This is a genomic window from Novosphingobium mathurense, assembly GCF_900168325.1.
Classification (GTDB): Bacteria; Pseudomonadota; Alphaproteobacteria; order Sphingomonadales; family Sphingomonadaceae; genus Novosphingobium; species Novosphingobium mathurense.
In genome coordinates this window covers 1135378-1157039 of the sequence record NZ_FVZE01000001.1, presented here as the reverse complement: position 1 = coordinate 1157039, position 21662 = coordinate 1135378, and the positions used below count along the sequence as shown (strand labels likewise).

Annotated in this window: 21 protein-coding genes and 3 tRNA genes; 14 read left to right on the top strand and 10 right to left on the bottom strand. The window is 63.8% G+C overall.

What is annotated here, in order from left to right; genetic code table 11:
* Nucleotides 1-2: 2 nt before the first annotated feature.
* Entirely contained in the window at nucleotides 3-1202 is a 1200-nt protein-coding gene (locus B5483_RS22795; protein ID WP_176167952.1) for a sensor domain-containing diguanylate cyclase, read from the bottom strand.
* A 221-nt stretch (nucleotides 1203-1423) separates the two neighbouring features.
* On the opposite strand from B5483_RS22795, the gene B5483_RS05560 reads away from it, so the two are divergent.
* The 5 genes from B5483_RS05560 (at nucleotide 1424) to B5483_RS05540 (ending at nucleotide 6703) form a co-directional block, all read left to right on the top strand.
* Nucleotides 1424-3271 (top strand): PAS domain-containing sensor histidine kinase, encoded by a 1848-nt coding sequence (locus tag B5483_RS05560; RefSeq protein WP_139383909.1) that lies wholly within the window; start codon nucleotides 1424-1426, stop codon nucleotides 3269-3271.
* Between the two features lie 239 nt (nucleotides 3272-3510).
* Nucleotides 3511-3924: a response regulator gene (locus B5483_RS05555; protein WP_245828826.1), complete on the top strand. Its 414-nt coding sequence runs from the start codon at nucleotides 3511-3513 to the stop codon at nucleotides 3922-3924.
* A complete protein-coding gene (locus tag B5483_RS05550; RefSeq protein ID WP_054947362.1) occupies nucleotides 3924-5438 on the top strand; it encodes a response regulator in 1515 nt (504 codons plus the stop codon). The genes B5483_RS05555 and B5483_RS05550 overlap by 1 nt, the downstream gene beginning before the upstream one ends.
* Entirely contained in the window at nucleotides 5435-6085 is a 651-nt protein-coding gene (locus tag B5483_RS05545) for a response regulator (protein ID WP_245828825.1), read from the top strand. The genes B5483_RS05550 and B5483_RS05545 overlap by 4 nt, the downstream gene beginning before the upstream one ends.
* Nucleotides 6086-6220: 135 nt before the next feature.
* Complete coding sequence (locus B5483_RS05540; protein WP_245828824.1) at nucleotides 6221-6703, top strand: response regulator; 483 nt, start codon at nucleotides 6221-6223, stop codon at nucleotides 6701-6703.
* Nucleotides 6704-6883: 180 nt separating this feature from the next.
* On the opposite strand, the gene B5483_RS05535 is transcribed toward B5483_RS05540, so the two are convergent.
* The 5 genes from B5483_RS05535 to B5483_RS05515 all read right to left on the bottom strand — a co-directional run bounded on the left by B5483_RS05535 (nucleotide 6884) and on the right by B5483_RS05515 (nucleotide 10737).
* Nucleotides 6884-7537, bottom strand: a complete 654-nt coding sequence (locus B5483_RS05535; RefSeq protein WP_054947364.1) for a glutathione S-transferase — start codon at nucleotides 7535-7537, stop codon at nucleotides 6884-6886.
* Nucleotides 7521-8510 carry an oxygen-dependent tRNA uridine(34) hydroxylase TrhO gene (gene trhO / locus B5483_RS05530; protein ID WP_079729692.1) on the bottom strand — a complete coding sequence of 330 codons (990 nt, stop codon included), beginning with the start codon at nucleotides 8508-8510 and terminating at the stop codon, nucleotides 7521-7523. Before trhO ends, B5483_RS05535 begins: the two co-directional genes overlap by 17 nt.
* Before the next feature lie 174 nt (nucleotides 8511-8684).
* Nucleotides 8685-8761: transfer RNA gene (locus B5483_RS05525), tRNA-Pro, on the bottom strand.
* Nucleotides 8762-8847: 86 nt separating this feature from the next.
* Nucleotides 8848-10395 (bottom strand): methyl-accepting chemotaxis protein, encoded by a 1548-nt coding sequence (locus B5483_RS05520; RefSeq protein WP_079729691.1) that lies wholly within the window; start codon nucleotides 10393-10395, stop codon nucleotides 8848-8850.
* Nucleotides 10396-10401: 6 nt separating this feature from the next.
* Nucleotides 10402-10737, bottom strand: coding sequence for a hypothetical protein (locus B5483_RS05515; protein ID WP_054947366.1), 336 nt, complete (start codon nucleotides 10735-10737; stop codon nucleotides 10402-10404).
* Between the two features lie 178 nt (nucleotides 10738-10915).
* Here B5483_RS05515 and thyA point away from each other — a divergent pair, with 178 nt between their 5' ends.
* The 4 genes from thyA to B5483_RS05495 all read left to right on the top strand — a co-directional run bounded on the left by thyA (nucleotide 10916) and on the right by B5483_RS05495 (nucleotide 15698).
* Complete coding sequence (gene thyA, locus B5483_RS05510) at nucleotides 10916-11890, top strand: thymidylate synthase (RefSeq protein WP_079729690.1); 975 nt, start codon at nucleotides 10916-10918, stop codon at nucleotides 11888-11890.
* 112 nt (nucleotides 11891-12002) lie between these two features.
* Nucleotides 12003-13301 (top strand): 3-methyl-2-oxobutanoate dehydrogenase (2-methylpropanoyl-transferring) subunit alpha, encoded by a 1299-nt coding sequence (locus B5483_RS05505; protein ID WP_079729689.1) that lies wholly within the window; start codon nucleotides 12003-12005, stop codon nucleotides 13299-13301.
* A 5-nt stretch (nucleotides 13302-13306) separates the two neighbouring features.
* Entirely contained in the window at nucleotides 13307-14359 is a 1053-nt protein-coding gene (locus B5483_RS05500; RefSeq protein WP_054947369.1) for an alpha-ketoacid dehydrogenase subunit beta, read from the top strand.
* A 4-nt stretch (nucleotides 14360-14363) separates the two neighbouring features.
* Nucleotides 14364-15698 (top strand): dihydrolipoamide acetyltransferase family protein, encoded by a 1335-nt coding sequence (locus B5483_RS05495; RefSeq protein ID WP_079729688.1) that lies wholly within the window; start codon nucleotides 14364-14366, stop codon nucleotides 15696-15698.
* A 68-nt stretch (nucleotides 15699-15766) separates the two neighbouring features.
* Here the strand turns inward: B5483_RS05495 and B5483_RS05490 are convergent, their stop codons facing one another.
* The gene (locus B5483_RS05490) at nucleotides 15767-16216 is read right to left on the bottom strand and encodes a hypothetical protein (RefSeq protein ID WP_079729687.1); all 450 of its coding nucleotides are present in this window, start codon (nucleotides 16214-16216) and stop codon (nucleotides 15767-15769) included.
* Nucleotides 16217-16431: 215 nt separating this feature from the next.
* Here B5483_RS05490 and B5483_RS05485 point away from each other — a divergent pair.
* Nucleotides 16432-16508: transfer RNA gene (locus tag B5483_RS05485), tRNA-Asp, on the top strand.
* A 66-nt stretch (nucleotides 16509-16574) separates the two neighbouring features.
* Nucleotides 16575-16651, top strand: a tRNA-Asp gene (locus B5483_RS05480).
* Nucleotides 16652-16887: 236 nt separating this feature from the next.
* Here the strand turns inward: B5483_RS05480 and B5483_RS05475 are convergent.
* The 3 genes from B5483_RS05475 to B5483_RS05465 all read right to left on the bottom strand — a co-directional run bounded on the left by B5483_RS05475 (nucleotide 16888) and on the right by B5483_RS05465 (nucleotide 18187).
* The gene (locus B5483_RS05475) at nucleotides 16888-17103 is read right to left on the bottom strand and encodes a DUF2842 domain-containing protein (protein WP_079729686.1); all 216 of its coding nucleotides are present in this window, start codon (nucleotides 17101-17103) and stop codon (nucleotides 16888-16890) included.
* A 1-nt stretch (nucleotide 17104) separates the two neighbouring features.
* Nucleotides 17105-17707 carry a 5-formyltetrahydrofolate cyclo-ligase gene (locus B5483_RS05470; protein WP_054947373.1) on the bottom strand — a complete coding sequence of 201 codons (603 nt, stop codon included), beginning with the start codon at nucleotides 17705-17707 and terminating at the stop codon, nucleotides 17105-17107.
* A 156-nt stretch (nucleotides 17708-17863) separates the two neighbouring features.
* On the bottom strand, nucleotides 17864-18187 hold the full coding sequence (locus B5483_RS05465) for a cell division protein ZapA (RefSeq protein ID WP_079729685.1): 324 nt from the start codon (nucleotides 18185-18187) through the stop codon (nucleotides 17864-17866).
* Between B5483_RS05465 and B5483_RS22790 the strand changes: the two genes are divergently transcribed.
* The 3 genes from B5483_RS22790 to gap all read left to right on the top strand — a co-directional run bounded on the left by B5483_RS22790 (nucleotide 18165) and on the right by gap (nucleotide 21644).
* A complete protein-coding gene (locus B5483_RS22790; RefSeq protein ID WP_176167950.1) occupies nucleotides 18165-18545 on the top strand; it encodes a hypothetical protein in 381 nt (126 codons plus the stop codon). The two genes, B5483_RS05465 and B5483_RS22790, sit on opposite strands and share 23 nt — an antisense overlap.
* Nucleotides 18546-18633: 88 nt before the next feature.
* The gene (gene tkt / locus B5483_RS05455) at nucleotides 18634-20622 is read left to right on the top strand and encodes a transketolase (protein WP_079729683.1); all 1989 of its coding nucleotides are present in this window, start codon (nucleotides 18634-18636) and stop codon (nucleotides 20620-20622) included.
* Nucleotides 20623-20636: 14 nt separating this feature from the next.
* Nucleotides 20637-21644, top strand: coding sequence for a type I glyceraldehyde-3-phosphate dehydrogenase (gene gap / locus B5483_RS05450; protein ID WP_079729682.1), 1008 nt, complete (start codon nucleotides 20637-20639; stop codon nucleotides 21642-21644).
* The last annotated feature ends 18 nt before the right edge of the window (nucleotides 21645-21662 follow it).

The following is a 21662-nucleotide window of genomic DNA, read 5'->3' as shown; positions in this document are numbered from 1 at the left end:
AATCACGCAGCGAGGCGAACCTGGTCGCGCCCGCCGTGCTTGGCTTCGTAGAGCGCCCGATCGGCCCGCTCCATCAGCTTGTTGGCATTCTCTATCGGATCGAGCTGCGCGACGCCGGAACTGATCGTGACCGGCACCGCTGAATCCGGTGGCACTTCCATCGCCTGCGAATGGATCGCCACGCGCAATCTTTCGCAGACGGCCCCAGCTTCCTGTCCATCGGCATTGGGCAGAAGTATGTCGAATTCCTCCCCGCCGATCCGGCCGACAAGGTCGCAGGCGCGCACGGCGCCGACGGCCAGCTTCGCAACGCGGCGGATCACGTCGTCGCCGGCAGCATGGCCGTAGCTGTCGTTGATGCCCTTGAAATGGTCGATGTCGAAGATGGCGAGCGAAAATTCTGACTGGTTGCGGCGCGCGAAGGCGATCGACCGATCGAGAGCGGCGAGGAATTCGCGCCGGTTGGCAATGCCGGTCAGTTCGTCGGTCTGGGCGATATAGCGCAGCTCCTGCTGGTAGGTGCGTTCGCGCGCGATGGACCGGCGAAGCGCGATTACCGTCAGCGATGTCGTGAACAGCAGGCAGACACCGGCGGTGGTCATGACCAGAAGGTACATCGGCAGGATATTGTTGACCGACCGGGTCTTGGCGTTGACCGAGCCGAGCCGCGCGCGTTCGCGCGTGACGATCCGCTGGACGTCCGCATTGATCCGGTTGATTGAGCGACGGGCGTGCCCGGTTCGCACGACATCGAGCATCTCCTTCTTCAACCCGGCGTTTTCGAAGACGATCACGGTGCGAAGGTCCATGAAATAGCTCTGCACCTCGTTCCCTAGCCGCTGGAGCTCCCGGGTGTTTTCCTCGTTACCGTCTATGTGACTGCGCAGGGCTGCCATGAGGCCGGGAAGCTCGCGTTCGCTTTCGAGCATGGGTTCGAGATAGCGCGGGTCGCCTGTCAGCAGGTAGCCGCGCTGCCCGCGCAGCGCTTCGAGCGCAGCCAGCCTGATCCGGTGGGCATCGCGCAACAGGGCAATCGTTTCGGAATTGAGCCGCGCCAGTTCCTGCTGCTGGACATTGGCCCGCCAGGCGATGAAGCTTGAGCCAATGAGGAGCGATCCGAGCAGCACCGTTGAAGCGATGAAAAGCCCGACGCGCGAGTACAGGTCATTGACCGTATTCAGAAAATTCCGGGATCTTGTCACGGTCTCCACTCGGTGGCGCAGGATACGAACTGTTGGGAGATAGTTACTTTCGAGTAAATCAATGCCGGGGCGGGACGGACAGATGAACGTCACGGCAGGCGCCAAAGTCCGGTTGGATTGGCACGACCGGAAAGAGAGATTGACCTGAAGCGTTAGTCGCAAGACATTGTCAGGGCGATGAAATTCGGGAGGACGCCGGTGCTGCTCAGGTCTTGGATGCCATGCTCGCTCTGACGCGCCGCGGTTTGGCCGGAGTGGTCGCACTCTATTCCGGCGTGGCTGCCGCGGGCTGGATGCTCGGCTTGCCGGCGCTCACCAGTTTCGGGGTAGGGGCGGCGAAGACTTCGCTTGCGACCGCAGCCTGCGCGATCCTTGTGGTGATCGCCGTCATTGCAAAGGATCGGGATGAGCGGACAGGGTGGCGGATCGTCTGGATGGTCGCCTGCGCGCTGGTCGCGGCCATATCGTTGGTGGCCCTGGGGCAGTATGCCCTGGACCTGGGCGATGCCGGGTACCTCATGGGACCAGGCATGGGGCGCTTTTCTCCCGCGACGGCGGTAAGCTTCCTGCTTCTGTCCGGCGCCATCGCCGCTATCGGCGCACAGCGCTATTACCTTGGCGCCGGCCTGGCGATCGGTGCCCTGATGATCTCGGGCAGCGCGATCGTCGGCTATGCCTATGAAGTTGCTGCGCTGACCCAGGTCCTTGGCTTTTCGGCCATGGCCTTTCCCACGGCGCTGGTCGTGACGCTGCTCGCCATGGCGATCCTGATGCTCGATCCGAAACGGGGCTGGCTGAGGCATGTCGCGACCGGCCCGCAGGCGCGCAGCGCTTTCCAGCTGATGATGCCGGTTGCGGTGATCGCGCCTTTCGTGATCGGCGGCGCGGCGAACTGGCTGGTCGGCGTCGGTCTTGTCGGAACCTCGTTCGGCTTTGCTGCCGTTGCCGTGATCATGATCATAACCCTTGGCGCCATGGTGGTCGTCACCAGTGCCCAGATCGGCCGTATCAACCGCACCGAGGCGCGCCTCGTCGCCATTGTCGAATCCTCGGACGATGCCATCATCGGCAAGGATCTGAATGGTATCATCACCAGCTGGAACAGGGGCGGTGAACGTCTCTTCGGTTATGGCGCGCGCGAGGCGATTGGCCGCCCGATGCAGATGCTGATCCCCGCGGAAAGGGCCGAAGAAGAAACCGAGATACTCGCAAGGATCCATCGCAAGGAACATATCGATCACTTCGAGACCGTGCGCAGACGCAAGGATGGCAGCATGCTCGACGTATCGATCACGGTCTCGCCGATCCTGCTCGCATCCGGTACGGTTATCGGCGCCTCCTCGATCATCCGTGACATCAGTGCGCGCAAGCTCAAGGATCTCGAACTCCAGCGCAGCAATGCCGAGCTGGAGCAGTTCGCCTACGTCGCGTCACACGATCTGCAGGAACCGCTGCGCATGGTCGCGAACTACGTTGAACTGCTGAGCCAGCGCTATACCGGTCAGCTTGACGAGCGGGCGGACAAGTTCATCCATTATGCATCGGACGGTGCAAGGCGGATGCAGCAGCTCGTCTCCGACCTGCTGGCCTATTCGCGCGTGGGATCGCAGGGCAAGCCTCCGGTTCCGGTAGAGACCAATGCCGTCGTGGACCGCGTGGTCCACACACTCCAGCGTCGGCTCGAAGAATGCGGCGGCATGGTCGAGTGGGACGACCTTCCCCGCGTGCGGGGCGATGAGGTGCAGCTTGCCCAGCTGTTCCAGAACCTGATCGGCAACGCGCTCAAGTTCCGCGGGGATGAACCGCCAAGGGTTCGCGTTCTATCCGAGGTGGAGGGCAGGATGGTTCGATTTGCCGTAAGCGACAACGGCATCGGCATGGAGATGCGCTTTGCGGACCGCATCTTCCAGATGTTCCAGCGCCTGCATGAGCGGTCGGCCTTTGAGGGTAGCGGGATCGGCCTCGCCATTTCCAAGCGAATCGTCGAGCGCCACGGCGGATCGATCCGGGTCGAATCGGAGCCGGGCAGGGGTACCACGTTCTTCTTCACGCTTCCCGCCGATCTTTAGGGCAAACGATTGCGTAATCCGGCCCTATCCAGCGCGGAAATGACCCTTTGCGTAAGGGGTGGGATGGTTAAATCCTTGTTACCTTGGTTCCGGGCGGCGGTGCTATACTTGATTGTACCTATCCGTTTGCTTTAGCTTGATTTCCGGCTGGCAAGTCATATCGTGCCGATTGAGCCTGTCGATGCGGAACGGTTCAGGCGCAAATCTCAGATTGAAGAGGCCAGGGCATGGGCAGTCAGGTGCGATTACTGATCGTTGAGGACAACGAAGCCGATGCCTTCCTGATCACCGAAACGCTGCAGCCCGGTCCGCTTGCCTGCGATCCGGTGGTCGTGAAGGACGGCGTCGAGGCCTGCGACTATCTCCATGCGCGCGCGCCCTATCAGGATGCCGCGCAGCCCGACCTCATCCTGCTCGACATGAACCTGCCCCGCCTCAATGGCCATGGCGTGCTGCGGGAAATTCGCCGGGACGAACGGTTGAAGCGTATCCCGGTCGTGGTGCTGTCCTCATCGGATGCCCGGCCCGACGTTGAGGAAAGCTACGATCTGGGCGCCAATTGCTACGTCACCAAGCCGGTGGGGCTGCAGGAATTCCAGTCCCGGGTGAAGGAGATCGAAAACTTCTGGCTATCGGTCGCCCAGTTGCCGTGATGGCCTTGGTGGCAGGAGATCGGGATAACGGCCCCGGCGGCCACCATGTCGAGGACCTCGGTCCGATCCTGCTGGTGGAAGACAACCCCGGCGATGCCGATTACATCGAAGAAATTCTCTCCGACCAGCGATCGCAGTTGATCCACGCGACTTCGATCGCCAGGGCGACCGAGGCCCTGCGCGATGCGGCCGTCACTGCCGTCCTGCTCGACCTTGGCCTGCCCGATGGCAACGGCGTTGAATGCGTCCACGCCATCCGCAGTGTCGCCAGCGATGCGCCGATTGTCGTTCTGACCGGCCTGGACGAGGAAAGCCTGGCGCTCCAATGCCTGGAGGCCGGTGCGCAGGACTACATTCCCAAGTCCGATCTCAAGGGCACGGCATTGGCGCGGGCCATTCGCTATGCCGTGGCCCGAACGCGTGAAGCTTCGGAGCGCCAGCGGGCAGAGCAGTTGCACGCGCTGCTGGCGGGTATCGTCGAAGCATCCGGCGATGCGGTGTTCAGCGGCGGGCCGGACGGGACGATCACGAGCTGGAACCCCGCCGCGGAACGCATCTTCGGATATGCCTCGGCAGAGGCCGTCGGCACGCGGGCGCACGATCTGCTGCGCGCCGTCGATGTCGAGAGCGCGGTCGAGCAACGCGGCATTCTGGCCGGTGCCCTACAGGGCGCCAGTGCGGGCGAGCACGAGATTACCCTGCTGGCACGAGACGGTCGGCAGATGACGCTTTCAGTGGTCGCCTTCGGCCTCCCGGATGCGCAGGGGACCATCCAGCAGTTCGGCGCGATCTGCCGGGACGTGACCGAGAAGCGCAAGCAGGAAGCGCAGATGCGCGCCCAGTTCGAAATGCTCAAGATCCGCGACCGGCAGATGCGGCAGCTTACGGCGCGCCTCAACACCGTGCGCGAGGAAGAGCAGAAACGCATTGCCCGAGAGGTTCACGATGAACTGGGGCAATTGCTCACGGCGCTGAAGATGGACGTCTGGTGGATGAACCGCAAGCTCGACGCGGACTCGCCGCTGGCGGACATCCTGGTCCCCAAGCTCAACGATGCCAGTGAGTTGATCGACGCCACGATCGAGACGGTCCGGCGCATCGCCGCGGAATTGCGGCCCAGCGCGCTGGACGTCCTGGGCCTTGCTGCGGCCATGGAGGATGAGGCGCGCCGTTTCGAATTGCGCAATGGCCTGACCGCCGAATGTCGGATCGACGAGAGCGACCTGCCGCCGCCGGAAATCGCCACGGCCTTCTTCCGGGTCCTGCAGGAAATGCTCACCAATATCATCCGGCACGCGCAGGCGAGCCATGTCCGCATCGAATTCGAGGCGACCGACGACGAATGGCGATTGACGGTGACGGACGACGGCAAGGGCTTCGCCGAGATCCCCAGGGAAGGAACTTCGCTCGGCCTTCTGGGCATGCGCGAGAGGGTTGAGCTGTTCGGCGGCTCCATACGGATCGTCCCGAATGCTCCGAGCGGGGCGCAAGTCAGCGCCAGGGTGCCCAAATGACGGACATGGCGATCGGCAAGATCCTCGTTGCGGACGATCACGCCATTACGCGGCGCGGGTTGCTGTCCATGGTGCGCGAGATTTTCGGCGAAGTGGAAGTGGCCGAAGCAGGGGATTCGCAGGCTGTCGTCGAAAATGTCTCGCAAGGCGACTGGGGGCTCATCCTGCTCGACATGATGATGCCGGGCGGCATGGACATCCTTGAAGTGCTCGGCCGCATCCGGGACGTCAACGCCGGGGTTCCGATCCTCGTCATCACCGCCGAGGGAGAGGTTTCCTTCGCGGTGCGTTCGATCAAGGCCGGCGCGAACGGCCTGATCAACAAGCACTTGCCGCCCGATGAACTTGTCCGGGCGATCGAGATGGTGGCGCAAGGCGGCACGTACCTGCACGCAGACGTTGCTGCCGCCATAGCCCGTGGCATCCGCGAAGACAGCGAGCCACTGCCGCACGAAAGACTCTCCGAACGTGAACTGGAAATCCTGAAGAGGCTGGCAATGGGCCGCGCCGTGAAGGAAGTCGCGGCAGACCTTGCAATCAGCGACAAGACGGTCGCCACCTACATCGCCCGGATCCGGCAAAAGACGGGCCTTGCCAATGCCGTGGAAATGGCGCGCTACGCCATGCAGCACGACCTGGTGAACTAGCGCGGTGAGCGCGCCGACGACGCGGTTCGCTTCCCGGTCGCCCTGAATATGCCGATGCCCGTGTAGTCAATTTTCTGACACCGGCTGCCGAACGTTCCGACAAGACCCCTTGGCGCAAATCCCTATTCTGGCCCCATGGTCACCGAGGCAATTTACGGGGGGCAGTGTGGAGGCCTTGTCAAAAGCCAGGGGGGCGTTGGCAAGGCACAGGCGCGGGCCAGCATGGGGGTGGCCCGCATGGGGAAGCGACGCTGCGTGCTGATTGCAGACGATGCACGCAGCGTCGCTGTCCGGCTGGCGGATCTCGTGGGGGAAACGGGACAGTTCGAGATCGTCGGTCCGGTTTACGATGGGTTGGAGGCAAAGAGGAGCTTCGAAGCGAAGCGGCCGGACGCGGTCATCCTCGATTTCGCCATGCCGCTTCTTTCGGGGTTGGAAGTGGTACAGGCGATCCGCAAGGTCAGCAGCACCTGTTTCATCATCGTGCTGACGAACCAGTCGGATGCTTCGGTCAGGCAGCGCTGCCTGGCTGCGGGGGCCGATCAGTACCTTCACAAGTCGCGCGATTTCGAAGCGGTGCCCGGCATTCTCGCCGCCCACTTCGAGCGCATCCCCTGAGGCGCAAGCATCGGGGGGACATCTGAGCGGGGGCCGGCGCTGGGGGGTGTCCGGCCCCGCTCAAACCGAAAAGGGTTTTCGCAAGCAAAGAGCCTTTCGGGTCGCACCAACCGCATAATGCGGACAAAGTACAAGATTAGCGCCTGTATGGCCTCTCGGCATTGCCGGGAGGCCACGTTTTCATGGCGAGGGACCTTCCGGTGCCGCGAAACGGACTATCGGATCGCCCGGCGACCAGGGCTTGGGCCGCAGCATGATCGCCTTGAACAGATGGCTCTCGAGATGGCTCTCGAGCCATGACTTGAGGTGTGGCAGCGGCTGGCTGTCGAACCATGCCCGGTCGACCGCGGCAAACTGGCGTACGAACGGCATGATCGCCATGTCGGTCAGTCCACGCTGCACTCCGCACAACTGACCTTGCCCCGCCAGGCGCGCGTCCAGATCGCGCAGTACCGCAAGGCCGGCCTCGCGGTGGGCAAGGGCATCGGAGCCATGGCGCTCGGGATACTTGAAGCGGTCGAGGTCGTGCTTGAACGGTCCGTCGTTGCGGGCGATCAGGTCTGCGTCGTCACGCTCCAGCCAGCCTTCGGGATCGTTGCGCTGCAACGAACGACGCATGATGTCGATGCTCTCGTCGATGACTTCGCCTTCGGCGGTGACGAGCACGGGCACCGTTCCCTTCGGGGAAGCGGCCAGCATCGCCTCGGGCTTGGCCGACAGCTTCACCTCGCGCAGCTCGCACGCGGTGCCGCTCATCATCAGCGCCAGCCTTGCGCGCATTGCGTAAGGGCAGCGGCGAAAGCTGTAGAGGACTGGATCAGGCGTTGCGGTCATCGCGCTGTTCGGGCCGGACGGGATCGAAATGGGCGCCGACATGGGCCTCGCCCCGGGCCGCGGCCAGAGCCTCCTGGCGGTGCCGTTCGCGATAGGATTCGCGCTGCTCCTCGGTGCGCTCGCCATGGCACGCCGGGCAACTCACGCCCGCCTCGTAGAGTGGCGAAGCAGCATCTTCCCTGCTCACTGGACGGCGGCAGGCATGGCATAGCGAGTAAGAGCCCTCGACCAGCCCGTGGCCGATCGTAACCCGCTGGTCGAACACAAAGCATTCGCCACGCCAGAGGCTTTCCTCTTCGGGTACCGTCTCGAGGTATTTCAGGATGCCGCCCTTGAGGTGGAAGACGTCCTCGATGCCTTCCTGTTTCAGGAAAGCCGTCGACTTCTCGCAGCGAATGCCGCCGGTGCAGAACATCGCGACCTTGGGCGGCTTGCCGGCGCCCAGCAGGCGTTCGCGTTCCTGTCGGAACCACTCGGGAAAGTCGCGGAAGCTTGGCGTCCGGGGATCGATCGCGCCTTCGAAGGTGCCCACGGCCACTTCGTAGTCGTTGCGGGTATCGATCACGATGGTGTCGGGATCGGAAATCAGTGCGTTCCAGTCCTGCGCTTCGACATAAGTGCCGACGCTGGCGCGCGGATCGATGTCCGGCTGGCCCATCGTCACGATCTCGCGCTTGAGGCGCACTTTCATGCGGTGGAAGGGCATGACCGAAGCGCTCGACAGCTTCACGTCGAGATCCGCGCAGTCGGGCAGGGCGCGAATGTGCGCCAGCACGGTGTCGATACCTTCCGGCGTTCCCGCGATGGTCCCGTTGATGCCCTCGGCGGCCAGCAGCAGCGTGCCGCGGATGCCCTGTTCCCGGCAAAGCCGATCGAGCGGCTCGCGCAGGCTGGCGAAGTCCTCGAAGCGGGCGAAGCGATAGAGCGCAGCTACGCGCAGCGGCGCTTCGATGTCATGGCAGTGTGTGTCCATGGCCGAGCCCCATAGCGCCATGCAGCGGCCGCGTCAGCAGGCGAGCGCGAGATCGTGCTTCGCCCACGGGACAGGCAGCGGAAAGCATACGTCTGCCGCCGCATCCGACGAACAGACATGACGCAGCCATTCCATGTGAAATGGCTGCGTCAATATCCTGATTTTAGGATGAAATGGTCGGGGAGAGAGGATTCGAACCTCCGGCCCCTGCCTCCCGAAGACAGTGCTCTACCAGGCTGAGCTACTCCCCGACCGATCGAGCCACTTTGAAAGCGGCCCGAGGCAGGAGCGCGCCTATAGAGAGCGATTCCGGGGCTGGCAAGGGGCCAAAGTGACTTTATGCGGCTTGAAGGAGTTTTGCACAGGAACCGTCCTGCTTCCCGGCATTCTTTTGGCCCGAAACTCGGAAATGGGCGACGGTGCGGGTCATGCCTTCGGCTTCGCTCGAAAGGTGGCGGGCGGCTGCCGTGCCTTCCTCGACCATGGCCGCATTTTCCTGCGTCGCTGAATCGAGGCGGGCGATGCGTTCGTTGATGCGGCCGATTTCCACCGCCTGTTCCTGCGATACACTGGCTATGCGGGCAATCGCCTCGTCGATCTCGGCAATGCCAGAGACGATCGTCATCAGCGATTCGCCCGACTGGCCGACGAGTTTCACGCCCTCGGAGACCTGCACCGAGGACGTGCCGATCAGGTCCTTGATCTGGTTGGCGGCTTCCGCGGAGCGCTGCGCCAGGGCGCGCACTTCGTTGGCGACCACCGCAAAGCCCTTGCCCGCCTCGCCCGCACGCGCCGCTTCGACGCCGGCATTGAGGGCGAGCAGGTTGGTCTGGAAGGCGATGCCGTCGATCAGGGTGATGATCTGGTGGATCTCGTCCGCGGATCGTTCGATCTCGCCCATGGCGCCCACGGCGCTCGCGACGACGGAGTTACCGGAGAGCGCATCGCTGCGCGCCCGCGCGACATTGGCCTGCAGATTCTGTGCGCTCTTGGCATTGGCCTGCACGGTCGTGCTGAGCTGGCGCAGGGTATTGGCAATGTCTTCCAGCGTCGCTGCCTGCTGCTCGGTGCGCAGCGCAAGGTCGTCGCTGGCGCTGCGAATTTCGCGCGAACCCGATTCGATCTGCCCGGCCGAGCGGGTGACGTCGCGCACGATGTCGTCGAGATCGCTGGCGGCCGAATTGAAGTATCCGCGCAGTTCCTCATAGCCTTCGGGGAAGGCGTCGGAAAGGCGCAGCGAGAGGTCGCCCGAGGCAAGGCCGCGCAGACCCCGGCCGATCTGGTCGATCACCTGTTTCTGGTCCTCTGCCGCCCGGGTGCGTTCGATCTGGGCGGTCTTCTCGGCATTCGCGCGCGCTTCGTGCGCTGCCGCCTGATCGATGACCAGCCGCTCGAACCCGCCGGAGAGCACGACGAGAACGCCGGTTTCCAGAACGACGATGACGGCATGGAGCAGCACGCGGGCAAAGTCCGCGCCGTCGGGGAAGACGAGCGAAGGAGCCGCGAAATTGGTGGTGAGGTGATGGACCGCGGTCACGCCGGCAGCGAGCAGCACCGGGCGCCAGTCGGCGAGCAGGGTGAGCATGGCGATGGCGGCGAAGAAGGTCATGTGGATGTCGAGCATCCAGCTCTCACCGCTCCATTGCCACAACATGATGGCCGGGTAGAGCGGAATGGCCAGGCCAAGGGCAAGCCGGGCCTGGAGTCCGCTGTTGCGGCCCAGGACCTGGAGCGTGGGCACGATGGTGACCGCAGCCGCCAGCAGGGCGGGGGCCGGACCCGAGCCCGAGGCCCAGGCGCAGCCTGCGATGATGGCAACGCATAGCCAGGAAATGGCAAGGAGAATCTGGGCGCCCTTGCGGCGCATTTCGTCGAGTTCGTTCATGACCGGTTATGTCTTCTTTGATGGATCGGGCGAACCGCACAGGAATTCCGGAACCGAGATCAGCAGGGCGCCTTGCCGCAAGGCTTCCATGGCATGATGGCCTTGCGGGATGCGCAGAATGAAAGCGCCCTCGTATGGGCCTCTTGCAACCACTTCTGCGCCGCGTTCGCGCGACCAGGCGACGGTACGGGCTGCTCCGCTTCCGTCGAACGGAAGATAGATCGCAGCGCCGCCTTCGGAAGGAGACAGCGCGACGATCAACACGAGGCCGGCGACGATCCCTTGCAGGGCAAGCGGACCGGGCAGGCACCGTGAAAGCAGCGATCTGAGCGATTGAGCCATGCAATCGTTTTGCACCCGATGGTCCTGCGGTGACGGAAAGCCGAGCCTACGGGCAAGCCCGGAGGAAAGGGGCTTCATCACGGTAATGCATGGGTCGCGCCCGTACTGACTCGCGTGGGCGGGGAAATCGCGCGGAACGGCTCTTTTCGCTGCGTGCAGGCAGGTCTAGGCTGCGCGCATGAACGCGCCATCGACACTGCTTCAATCCGAATCGTCCGCCACAGGCCGCGCGCCTCACTGGGAGTGGCAATATCTCGATCTCATGCGCCGGATCTGGGAACATGGCGATGAGAGGGTGGATCGCACCGGTGTCGGAACCCGCTCGATCTTCGGCGCAACGATTCGCTTCGATCTTGCAGGCGGGGCCATGCCGCTGCTGACGACCAAACGGGTCTACTGGAAGACGGCGACGCGCGAATTGCTCTGGTTCCTGACCGGCGACACCAATATCCGCTCGCTGTGCGCGCAGGGCGTGCAGATCTGGACCGACTGGCCGCTCGCTCGCTATCGGCGCGAGACCGGCCACGACATTTCGCGCGTGGACTTTTCAGACCGGATCGTCGCCGATGCTGCCTTTGCCGAGCAGTGGGGCGATCTTGGACCGGTCTACGGCAAGCAGTGGGTGGACTGGCCGGTCTATGAAGATGCCGGGAACGGTCTGTTCCGTCTGCGCGAGCAGGGCGTGAACCAGGTCGCGCAGGTGATCGAATCCCTGCAGACGAATCCGGGTAGCCGTCGCCACATCATCGAAGGCTGGAACGTCGCCGAGCTTGACGCAATGGCGCTGCCGCCGTGCCACAAGACCTACCAGTTCCACATCGCGGATGGCCGCCTATCGTGCTTGCTGTACCAACGCAGCTGCGACCTGGGGCTGGGTTTCGCCTTCAACATGTGGTCGCTTGCGCTGTTGACCCGCATGTTCGCGCAGCAATGCAACCTGGAACCGGGTGAAGTCGTTTGGACAGGGGGTGATGTCCATCTTTACCTCAACCACGGTGCGCTGGTGGAAGAGCAGATTTCCCGCGAGCCCGAAGGGCAGGCGACGCTAGAGATCCTGAGGCGTCCGGACAGTGTCTTCGACTATCGTATCGAGGACTTCGAAGTGCGCGGATATGCACCCCAGTCGCATATCTCCGCACCGGTTGCGGTCTGATTGACATTGCCGAGGTTTGAAATATTATGACTTAACCGTAGAATTTTGATGCACGCCGATTCTCCCGGTGTGTGGAGTTCTCACGGGCCGAAACTGGCGGGAGAGAACGAAGATGGGCGAAAGTCCGGTCAGGTCTGGAAAGCCGCGCGGCAACTTGCCGCCGCTTGAACTCTATGTGCCCGAGCCGAAGTACCGGCCGGGCGACAAGGTCGATTACTCGCACCTCGAAATTCCCGAGGCAGGCAAGCTGGCGCGGCCCGACGAGGCTTGCGAGGCCAGCGAGACCTGGCCTCTCACCACCGACATGATCCGCGTCCTGGGCGACGACGACAAGGCAGTCGGTCCCTGGAACCCCAATCTCGATCCGGAATCGTTGCGCCGCATGTTGCGCAACATGGCGCTGACCCGCGCCTTCGACGATCGCATGTATCGTGGCCAGCGGCAGGGCAAGACCAGCTTCTACATGAAGTGCACCGGCGAGGAGGCGATCTCGGTCGCGTGCGCCCTGGCGCTTGCGGGCGATGACATGGTCTTCCCCAGCTATCGCCAGCAGGGCATCCTGATTTCGCGCGGCTACCCGCTGGTCGACATGATCAACCAGATCTACTCGAATCGCGCGGACCGGCTGAAGGGTCGCCAGTTGCCGATCATGTACTCGGCGCGCGACTATGGCTTCTTTACGATCTCGGGCAATCTCGCCACGCAGTTCCCGCAGGCGGTGGGCTGGGCGATGGCGAGCGCGATCAAGGGCGATACGCGCATCGCCACCAGCTTCATCGGTGAGGGTTCCAGCGCCGAGGGCGATTTCCACGCGGCCATGACTTTCGCTGCCGTCTACAACGCGCCGGTCGTCCTCAACGTAGTCAACAACCAGTGGGCGATCTCCAGCTTCTCCGGTTTTGCCGGGGCGGAGCGTACGACCTTTGCCGCTCGCGCCGCGGGCTACGGCATTGCCGGTTTGCGGGTCGATGGCAATGACGCGCTGGCAGTCTATGCGGCGATGGAATGGGCGGCAAACCGCGCCCGCGCCAACATGGGCCCGACGCTTATCGAGCATTTCACCTATCGCGCCGAGGGACATTCGACCTCGGACGATCCCAGTGCCTACCGTTCGGCGCACGAACGCGAGGAATGGCCGCTGGGCGATCCGATCATGCGGCTCAGGAATTACCTGATCGCAATCGGTGAATGGTCGGAAGAACAGCACGCCGACATGGACCGCGAACTGGCGGAAGACGTGAAGGCGGCAACCAAGGAGGCTGAAAAGAACGGCATCCTCGGCCATGGACTGCACCACCCGTTTCACACCATGTTCGAAGATGTCTTCGAGGAACTTCCCTGGCATCTGGAGGAACAGGCCGAGCAGGCCATTCGCGAACGCCAGACGAAGTGGCCCGAGTGGAAGGAGTAAGGGCGATGCTCGAAGAAGATGCAGTAAGCCTCCACGATGCCCCGACGCGCTCGCTCAACATGATCGAGGCGATCAACGAGGCGCTCGACGTCATGATGGCGCGCGACCCCGACGTCGTGATCTTGGGCGAGGACGTGGGCTATTTCGGCGGCGTGTTTCGCGCCACTGCGGGCCTGCAGGGCAAGTACGGCAAGAACCGCGTGTTCGATTCGCCGATCAATGAATGCGGCATCATCGGTGCCGCAGTGGGCATGGCCGCCTATGGCCTGCGCCCGGTGCCCGAGATCCAGTTCGCCGACTACATCTATCCCGGTCTCGATCAGCTCGTGTCGGAAGCGGCGCGTCTGCGCTACCGCTCGGCAGGGGAGTTCGTGGCGCCGATCACCGTGCGTTCTCCTTTCGGTGGCGGCATCTTCGGCGGCCAGACCCACAGCCAGAGTCCGGAAGCCCTGTTCACCCACGTTGCAGGACTCAAGACGGTGATCCCGTCGACCCCGCACGATGCCAAGGGCCTGCTGATCGCCGCGATCGAGGACAACGACCCGGTCATCTTCTTCGAGCCCAAGCGGATCTATAACGGCCCCTTCGATGGCTATTACGACAATCCGTCGAAGAGCTGGAAGAACCACGCCGGCGGCAAGGTGCCGGAAGGCTACTATTCCATCCCGCTTGGCAAGGCCCGGGTGGTTCGCGAAGGCGCGGCGATGACTGTGCTGGCCTATGGCACGATGATCCACGTGGTCGAGGCGGTCCTCGCCGAAAAGGGCGTCGATGCCGAGATCATCGACCTGCGCACGCTCGTTCCGCTAGACATCGAGACTGTGCAAAAGTCGGTGGAAAAGACCGGCAAATGTCTGATCGTTCACGAGGCGACGCGCACCTCGGGTTTCGGTGCCGAGCTTTCCGCGCTCGTCCAGGAACGCTGCTTCTACCATCTCGAGGCGCCGATCGAGCGTGTGACAGGGTTCGATACCCCGTATCCGCACAGCCTCGAGTGGGCCTATTTCCCCGGTCCCGTCCGCATCGGCGAGGCGGTCGACCGGCTCATGAAGGATTGATCCGATGGGTCGCTATACATTCCGCCTGCCCGACATCGGGGAAGGAATTGCCGAAGCCGAGATCGTCGCCTGGCACGTGAAAGTCGGCGACATGGTAGAGGAGGACGGCCGCGTTGCGGACATGATGACCGACAAGGCGACGGTCGAGATGGAGAGCCCGGTTTCGGGCAAGGTGATCGAAGTCGCCGGGGCAGAGGGTGACGTCATTGCCATCGGCTCGCCGCTGGTGGTGATCGAAGTCGAAGGCGAGGGCAATGAACGCGACGGCAAGGGTTGGCGCCCCGCCGCAGCACCCGCGCAAGTGGCGGAGGAAGCGTCCCAGCCGCCGGTTCCCGAACCGGCTTCCGCGCCCACGCCTGCACCAGGACCGGCTCCCGCTCCCATTGCCGAAATGAGTCCGGCGCGCGAGCCTGCACCTGCGCCAACTCCGACACCGGTCCCCGTGGCGGCACGCACGCACAGCCACGCACGCGTCATGGCGAGCCCTGCGGTGCGCAAGCGTGCCGCAGACCTCGGCATCGATTTGGGAGAGGTTCGCCCGGCCGAGGATGGCCGCATCCGCCATTCCGACCTTGATGCCTTCCTCTCGTACAACGCTGCAGGTGGCTTCCAGCCAGCCGGTCTCAAGGGCAGGGACGAGCAGGTCCGCGTCATCGGCCTGAGGCGCCGCATTGCCGAGAACATGGCGGCATCCAAGCGCCAGATCCCGCATTTCGCCTATGTCGAGGAATTCGACGTGACGGCGCTGGAGGAAACCCGCGCGCAGCTCAACGAAGGGCGTGGGGATCGTCCGAAGCTGACGATGCTGCCGTTCCTGATCGCAGCGATCTGCAAGCTGATCCCCAAGTACCCGATGCTCAACGCCCATTACGACGACGAGGCGGGCGTGGTGACGCGTTACGGTTCGGTCCATCTGGGCATGGCGGCGCAGACCCCGGCGGGCCTGATGGTCCCGGTGATCCGCGATGCGCAGGACCGTAACCTGTGGCAGCTGGCGAGCGAGATTTCGCGCCTCGCACAGGCTGCGCGCGATGGTTCGGCCAAGTCTTCGGAGCTGTCCGGCTCGACGATCACCATCACTTCGCTCGGCCCGATGGGTGGGGTGGCGACGACGCCGGTCATCAATCGTCCCGAAGTGGCGATCCTTGGCCCCAACCGCATCGTCGAGCGCCCGATGTTCGTGCGCGATGCCGGCGGTGTGGAGCGGATCGAGAAGCGCAAGACGATGAATATTTCGATGAGCTGCGACCACCGCGTGGTCGACGGCTGGGATGCCGCCAGCTTCGCGCAGGATCTCAAGAAGCTGATCGAGGCACCGGCGCTGATCCTCGCCGGCTAGGAACGGACGGGAAGGGCGGCTTGCTCCAGAGTGCGGGCCGCCGTCCCGCTTTCACCGAAAATCGGGCGTCAGCGCACGATGGCGCTGTAGGCGAGCTGGCCGCGGCCGTGCGCAGCGCGGCCTGCCGGAATGCGCCAGCGCACATGGGTGACGTCCTCAGCGGTCGCCATTCGCCCGCCCTTGCGCAGTGCGCCGAGGTGGCCCCAGGTGCGGCCGCCGTCCACCGACACTTCCTGTCCCTCGTTCGCGCTCGCTTCGTATGCGAGTTTCGCGGGCATCGGGTTGGTGATGACGAAGCCTCCGTTGCCGCCCATGCGGTACCAGGTGACGACGGTCACGACCTTGTCGCCGCGCGATAGGCGCGCGGCCGGCTCGAGGCGGCTGCTCGAATCTGCCATGACTTTCTCGACGAAGACGGCGCTGTCGGTGGCGACGGAGACCGGCGCTGCCGGTTGGGCCAGGGCCGGCGCACACAGCGCCTGCGTCATGGCGGCGAGAAGGATAAACTGGCTTTTCATAGGATATGGACAGCCCCGCTGGCCTGTTGGCGATGCAGGGGAGATTGACGGCCAATTCGCCAAAATATGGTTAACGCGGACTTGATTGCGACGGCCTTGCGCGAGCCTGTCAGGGCAGGGCGCGCAAAAAATCCACTTACCCTCTCAAGGCAGTTGACAGCCCGGTGAGCCTGTCTTAGTGGCGCGGCTCCCAAGCGGACGCACCGCACGAGAACGCGGGTGTAGCTCAGTTGGTTAGAGTGCCGGCCTGTCACGCCGGAGGTCGCGGGTTCGAGCCCCGTCACTCGCGCCACTTGGGAAAAACCTGTGAAAACAGGGGATATAGAAAGAACTCAGGTGCAGTTCTTTTCACTGATGAGCGGGTGTAGCTCAGTTGGTTAGAGTGCCGGCCTGTCACGCCGGAGGTCGCGGGTTCGAGCCCCGTCACTCGCGCCATTTCAGGAACGTCCTGAGGTGGATCATCAGAAGAAAAGGCCGGGCTTGTCCCGGCCTTTTTCTTTTTGCGATCAGCATCCTGCAGGCGATGTCTGGCAGACCCGGCGAGGGTGCCGAGGCAGCGACTCGATCACCCTTAGGCTTGCATCATCCGCATTGGTTCAGGGTTGCACTGGATGGCCGCGCAGGCGGCCGTCCGTGACGAAATTCGGGAACTGTCCGCGGCTGCAAAAGGCTCAGCCCCAGCGACCGGTCTCCATCCAGATCAGGAAGCGTCGCAGGGGCATGATCCACACGACGCCGAGCACGACGTAGACGGGCGTCTGCGCCAGGGTATGCCAGTTGCCGATCAGCGGCGGCACGTAAGTCGCAATGAGAATGCTGTAGACCGCAAGCGCGACGCACAGACCCAGGACCCCGATCGGGATTCGCCATGTCGGTGTCTCGCGCATCTCATTCGCTTCCTTGATAGATCCGGGTCGGCGTCACGACGGCTTCGAGAAGCCTGTCGTGATCCTCGATCGGAAGCGCATCGGCGATCTGGCAATCCCATGCAAGCCCGATGGCACGTACATGCGGATTGGCGGCGAGCCAGCGGTCGTAGTGTCCGCCGCCCTGACCGAGACGCTCACCGCGCTCTGTAAAGGCAATCAGCGGCACGACGACGAGATCGGGGATCAGCGGCTCAAGAGGGCGGTCGGGCTGCAACCCGCCCCATGGTGAGATTGCCAGTTCGTCGTCGACGAAGGGATCGGTCCAGGCACGAAACTCCATCGGACTCTCGCGCGATTCGAAAGCGGGCAGGGCAATGCGGCGGCCGTTTTCGACCAGCCAGCGCGCCCAGCCCAGCGAAGGCGCTTCGTCGCCGACCGGGTAATAGAGGCCGATCACGGCCCCTTCAGGCATCATCTGCGCAATGGGCGACGGCGGCCGGTTGAGCATGAGCGCGCGCATGCCCTGCGGCAGCGCGGCGACATGCTCGCGCCGTGCGGTCCGGAAGGCCCTGCGCAGCCGGGCCTTCGCTTCATTCGCGGGAAATGGGGGTGACGGGTCCACCGTGGGTCGTTTTCCTAGAAATCCTCTGACGCCTCAACGTCAGGTGGGAGCCATGTGCGTCGGACCAGGGTCCGGGCAGGGACAGCCCCCTTGGATTGCTTATAGCCTCAGGGATGTTCGAACGGCTCGTGCCGGGCAGATCCCGTCGAGCCCTAGTTAGGCGTTGCCGGCGCCAGCCTCAAGGAGGTTTGCGATATTTTCTATCCGGTCGGCCACTTGGGCAAGGCGTTCGGCCAGATCCTCGGGCAGTTCTGCTGCCGGGGCAGGGGCGTTCGTGCCCGAGCGGCGCAGCTCGTGGACCTCGTCTGCCAGCAGGAGTGCTGCAAAGAGGAGCATGCGCGTTTCGGTCTGGCCCTGGGCGCCAGCCTGGTTGACCTTCGCGTCGATCAGGTCTCCCAGTTCGGCGACGTGGGCTTCCTCGCCGTCGGCGCAGGCGACGGTGAAGCGGCGTGAGCCGATGGAAAGGGTGACGTTGCTCATGACTTCAGGGGCTTCGAAAAATCGTTCGGGATCCGCCGGATCATTTATCGGCCTGTCCGATCAGTCCGTCGATCCGGGACAGCGATTGCTCGACGCTGGACTTGAGCGTCACGTGCCGGGTGGCGAGGGCTTCGTGCTGCTCGATCAGGGCCTCGTGGCGACCGCGCAGGTTGACGGCCTGCCGAGTTGCTCCCTCGACACGCGCAAGCGCTGCCTCGATCCTTTGCAGTGCTTCACAGATCGCCGCCTGTTCCATCGTTCTTTGGCTACCGGAAAGCAGATAAAACGCAAGCAATTGGCCCTTGTTGTTCACAATCATTTCGACGTGCTGCTCAACTGGTCGGTCGCGCGAAACTGACTGGCGAACTTGACGGGGAGCCGCCTCTCCCTAAAGGGGGTCCGGAATTTCGAATCGCCCAGTAATTTCCGTTTTCGGGAGCCACCAGATGACCCTTGCCCCCAACCGCCTCGCGCCGATGGCCAACGCCATCAGGGCGCTCTCGATGGATGCGGTCCAGGCTGCCAACAGCGGTCACCCCGGCATGCCGATGGGCATGGCCGATGTCGCCACGGTGCTGTTCTCCAAGTTCCTGAAGTTCGATCCTGCCGCGCCCAAGTGGCCCGACCGCGACCGCTTCGTGCTGTCGGCCGGTCACGGCTCGATGCTGATCTACTCGCTACTCCACCTGACCGGCTACGCCAGCCCGACGATGGACGACATCCGCAACTTTCGCCAGCTCGGCTCGGTCTGCGCCGGCCACCCGGAAAACTTCCTGATCCCGGGCGTCGAGTGCACCACCGGTCCGCTGGGCCAGGGCCTTGCGATGGCGGTCGGCATGGCGATGGCCGAGCGTCAGCTCAACGGCACTTTCGGTGACGGCCTCGTCGATCACAAGACCTGGGTCATCGCTGGCGACGGCTGCCTCATGGAAGGCATCAACCACGAGGCGATCGGCCTTGCCGGCAATCTCAAGCTGGGCCGCCTCAAGGTTCTGTGGGACGACAACAACATCACCATCGACGGCGATACCTCGCTGTCGACGAGTGAGGACATCCCCGCGCGCTTCCGCGCCACCGGCTGGGACGTCTTCTCGTGCGACGGTCACGATTTCGCCGACATCGAGCGTGCGCTGGCCGAAGCCGCTGCCTCGGACAAGCCTTCGCTCGTGGCCTGCAAGACGGTGATCGGCAAGGGAGCGCCCAACAAGCAGGGTAGCCACGACGTCCACGGCGCCGCGCTCGGCCCCGATGAAGTCGCCGCTGCGCGCGAATACCTGGGCTGGACGGCAGCTCCCTTCGAGATCCCGGCCGAAATCCTTGCCGACTGGCGTTCGCTGGGCGAAGCCGGCGCCAAGGCCCGTGCTGAGTGGGAAGGCCGTCTGGCTGCCAGTGCCGACGCTGCCGAATTCAGCCGCCGCATGGCCGGCGACCTGCCGGAAGGCGACGAGGCCGCGAAGACTTTCGCTGGCTGGCTCGATGGAGACACCACCGTCGCCACCCGCAAGGCTTCGGAAAACTGCCTCAACGTACTGGCGCCGGTAGTGCCGGAGATGGTCGGCGGTTCGGCTGACCTTACCGGCTCGAACAACACCAAGGCCAAGTGCCAGGAGCCGTTCACACCGGACAACTACGCCGGTCGCTACGTCTATTACGGCATCCGTGAATTCGGCATGGCCGCGGCGATGAACGGCATGGCGCTGCACGGCGGCGTCATTCCCTACGGCGGCACCTTCCTGATCTTCTCGGACTACTGCCGCAATGCGATCCGCCTCTCGGCGCTGCAGCAGACCCGCGCGATCTACGTCCTGACCCACGATTCCATCGGTCTGGGCGAGGACGGCCCGACCCACCAGCCGATCGAGCAGGTCATGAGCCTGCGCCTGATCCCGAACCTCTATGTGTTCCGCCCTGCGGACGTGATCGAGACGGCCGAGTGCTGGAACATCGCGCTGCAGTCCAAGGACACGCCTTCGGTTCTCGCGCTGACCCGCCAGAACCTGCCGCAGCTTCGCAAGAGCGGTGACATGCTCTCCGCGCGCGGCGCCTACACGCTTCGGCATGCTTCGGCCGATCGCAAGGTGATCCTGGTCGCCAGCGGTTCCGAAGTGGAACTGGCGGTAAAGGTCGCAGAGCAGCTGGAATCGCAGGATATCGGCGCCGATGTCGTCTCGATGCCCTGCATGGAGCTGTTCGAAGCGCAGGATGAAGCGTACAAGCACGAAGTGCTGCCGCACGATCCGTCGATCCTGCGTGTCTCGATCGAGGCCGGTTCGACCCTGGGCTGGGAGCGCTATACCGCTGCAAGCCGCAACGGCGGTCTCAACATCGGCATCGACCGGTTCGGCGCGTCCGCGCCGGCAAAGGACCTGTTTGCACGCTTCGGCTTCACCGCCGAATCCATCGTGCCCAAGATTCTTGATAAGCTAAGCGCCTAAAGGAGGAGAATTTTATGGCGACCAAGGTTGCTATCAACGGTTTCGGACGTATCGGACGCCTTGTCGCCCGGGCTATTCTCGAGCGCCCGGACTGCAGTCTCGACCTCGTTTCGATCAACGACCTGGCCGACACCAAGTCGAACGCTCTCCTCTTTGCCTATGACAGCACCCACGGCCGCTTCCCCGGCACCGTGGAGGCCGGCGAAGGCAAGATCACCGTCAACGGCAAGGACATTGTCGTCACTGCCGAGCGTGAGCCGGGCAAGCTGCCGCACAAGGCACTGGGCATCGATATCGTTCTCGAGTGCACTGGCTTCTTCCAGTCTAAGGAAGCTTCGCAGCCGCACCTCGACGCGGGCGCCAAGCGCGTTCTGATCTCGGCTCCGGCCACCGGCGTCGACAACACCGTCGTCTTCGGCGTGAACCACGAGACGCTGACCGCTGATCACATCATCGTGTCGAACGCTTCGTGCACCACGAACTGCCTCGCCCCGGTTGCCAAGGTGCTCAACGACACCGTCGGCATCGAGCATGGCTTCATGACCACGATCCACAGCTACACCAACGACCAGCGCATGCTCGACCAGATCCACAGCGATCTGCGCCGCGCCCGCGCCGGTGCCGCCAACATGATCCCGACCACCACCGGCGCTGCCCGTGCGGTCGGCCTCGTGCTGCCGGAACTCAAGGGCAAGCTGGACGGTTCTTCGGTCCGCGTGCCGACCCCGAACGTCAGCCTGGTCGATCTGTGCTTCGTGCCGAAGCGCGAAACCACCAAGGAAGAGATCAACGCCGCGCTCAAGGCTGCGTCGGAAGGCGCGATGAAGGGCGTTCTGGCCTACACCGATCAGCCGCTGGTCTCCTCGGACTTCAACCACTACCCGGCGAGCTCGACCGTCGACAGCCTCGAAACGGCCGTCATGGAAGGCAAGTTCGTGCGCGTCGTATCCTGGTACGACAACGAGTGGGGCTTCTCGAACCGCATGCTCGACACTGCGGGTGCGATGGCGAAGTTCCTCTGAAAGTGAATCCGGCGACGG

Bases quoted from the DNA above. Each gene is read 5' to 3' on its own strand.
- B5483_RS05520 (WP_079729691.1), bottom strand. From the start codon at position 10,395: ATGAACGAACTCGACGAAATGCGCCGCAAGGGCGCCCAGATTCTCCTT.
- B5483_RS05465 (WP_079729685.1), bottom strand. From the start codon at position 18,187: ATGAGCAACGTCACCCTTTCCATCGGCTCACGCCGCTTCACCGTCGCC.
- B5483_RS05545 (WP_245828825.1), top strand. From the start codon at position 5,435: ATGACGGACATGGCGATCGGCAAGATCCTCGTTGCGGACGATCACGCC.
- B5483_RS05550 (WP_054947362.1), top strand. From the start codon at position 3,924: ATGGCCTTGGTGGCAGGAGATCGGGATAACGGCCCCGGCGGCCACCAT.
- tkt (WP_079729683.1), top strand. From the start codon at position 18,634: ATGACCCTTGCCCCCAACCGCCTCGCGCCGATGGCCAACGCCATCAGG.
- gap (WP_079729682.1), top strand. From the start codon at position 20,637: ATGGCGACCAAGGTTGCTATCAACGGTTTCGGACGTATCGGACGCCTT.
- B5483_RS05505 (WP_079729689.1), top strand. From the start codon at position 12,003: ATGGGCGAAAGTCCGGTCAGGTCTGGAAAGCCGCGCGGCAACTTGCCG.
- B5483_RS05560 (WP_139383909.1), top strand. From the start codon at position 1,424: ATGCTCGCTCTGACGCGCCGCGGTTTGGCCGGAGTGGTCGCACTCTAT.
- B5483_RS05515 (WP_054947366.1), bottom strand. From the start codon at position 10,737: ATGGCTCAATCGCTCAGATCGCTGCTTTCACGGTGCCTGCCCGGTCCG.
- B5483_RS05475 (WP_079729686.1), bottom strand. From the start codon at position 17,103: ATGCGCGAGACACCGACATGGCGAATCCCGATCGGGGTCCTGGGTCTG.
- trhO (WP_079729692.1), bottom strand. From the start codon at position 8,510: ATGGACACACACTGCCATGACATCGAAGCGCCGCTGCGCGTAGCTGCG.
- B5483_RS05540 (WP_245828824.1), top strand. From the start codon at position 6,221: ATGGTCACCGAGGCAATTTACGGGGGGCAGTGTGGAGGCCTTGTCAAA.
- B5483_RS22790 (WP_176167950.1), top strand. From the start codon at position 18,165: ATGGAAAGGGTGACGTTGCTCATGACTTCAGGGGCTTCGAAAAATCGT.
- B5483_RS05500 (WP_054947369.1), top strand. From the start codon at position 13,307: ATGCTCGAAGAAGATGCAGTAAGCCTCCACGATGCCCCGACGCGCTCG.
- B5483_RS05535 (WP_054947364.1), bottom strand. From the start codon at position 7,537: ATGACCGCAACGCCTGATCCAGTCCTCTACAGCTTTCGCCGCTGCCCT.
- B5483_RS05490 (WP_079729687.1), bottom strand. From the start codon at position 16,216: ATGAAAAGCCAGTTTATCCTTCTCGCCGCCATGACGCAGGCGCTGTGT.
- thyA (WP_079729690.1), top strand. From the start codon at position 10,916: ATGAACGCGCCATCGACACTGCTTCAATCCGAATCGTCCGCCACAGGC.
- B5483_RS05495 (WP_079729688.1), top strand. From the start codon at position 14,364: ATGGGTCGCTATACATTCCGCCTGCCCGACATCGGGGAAGGAATTGCC.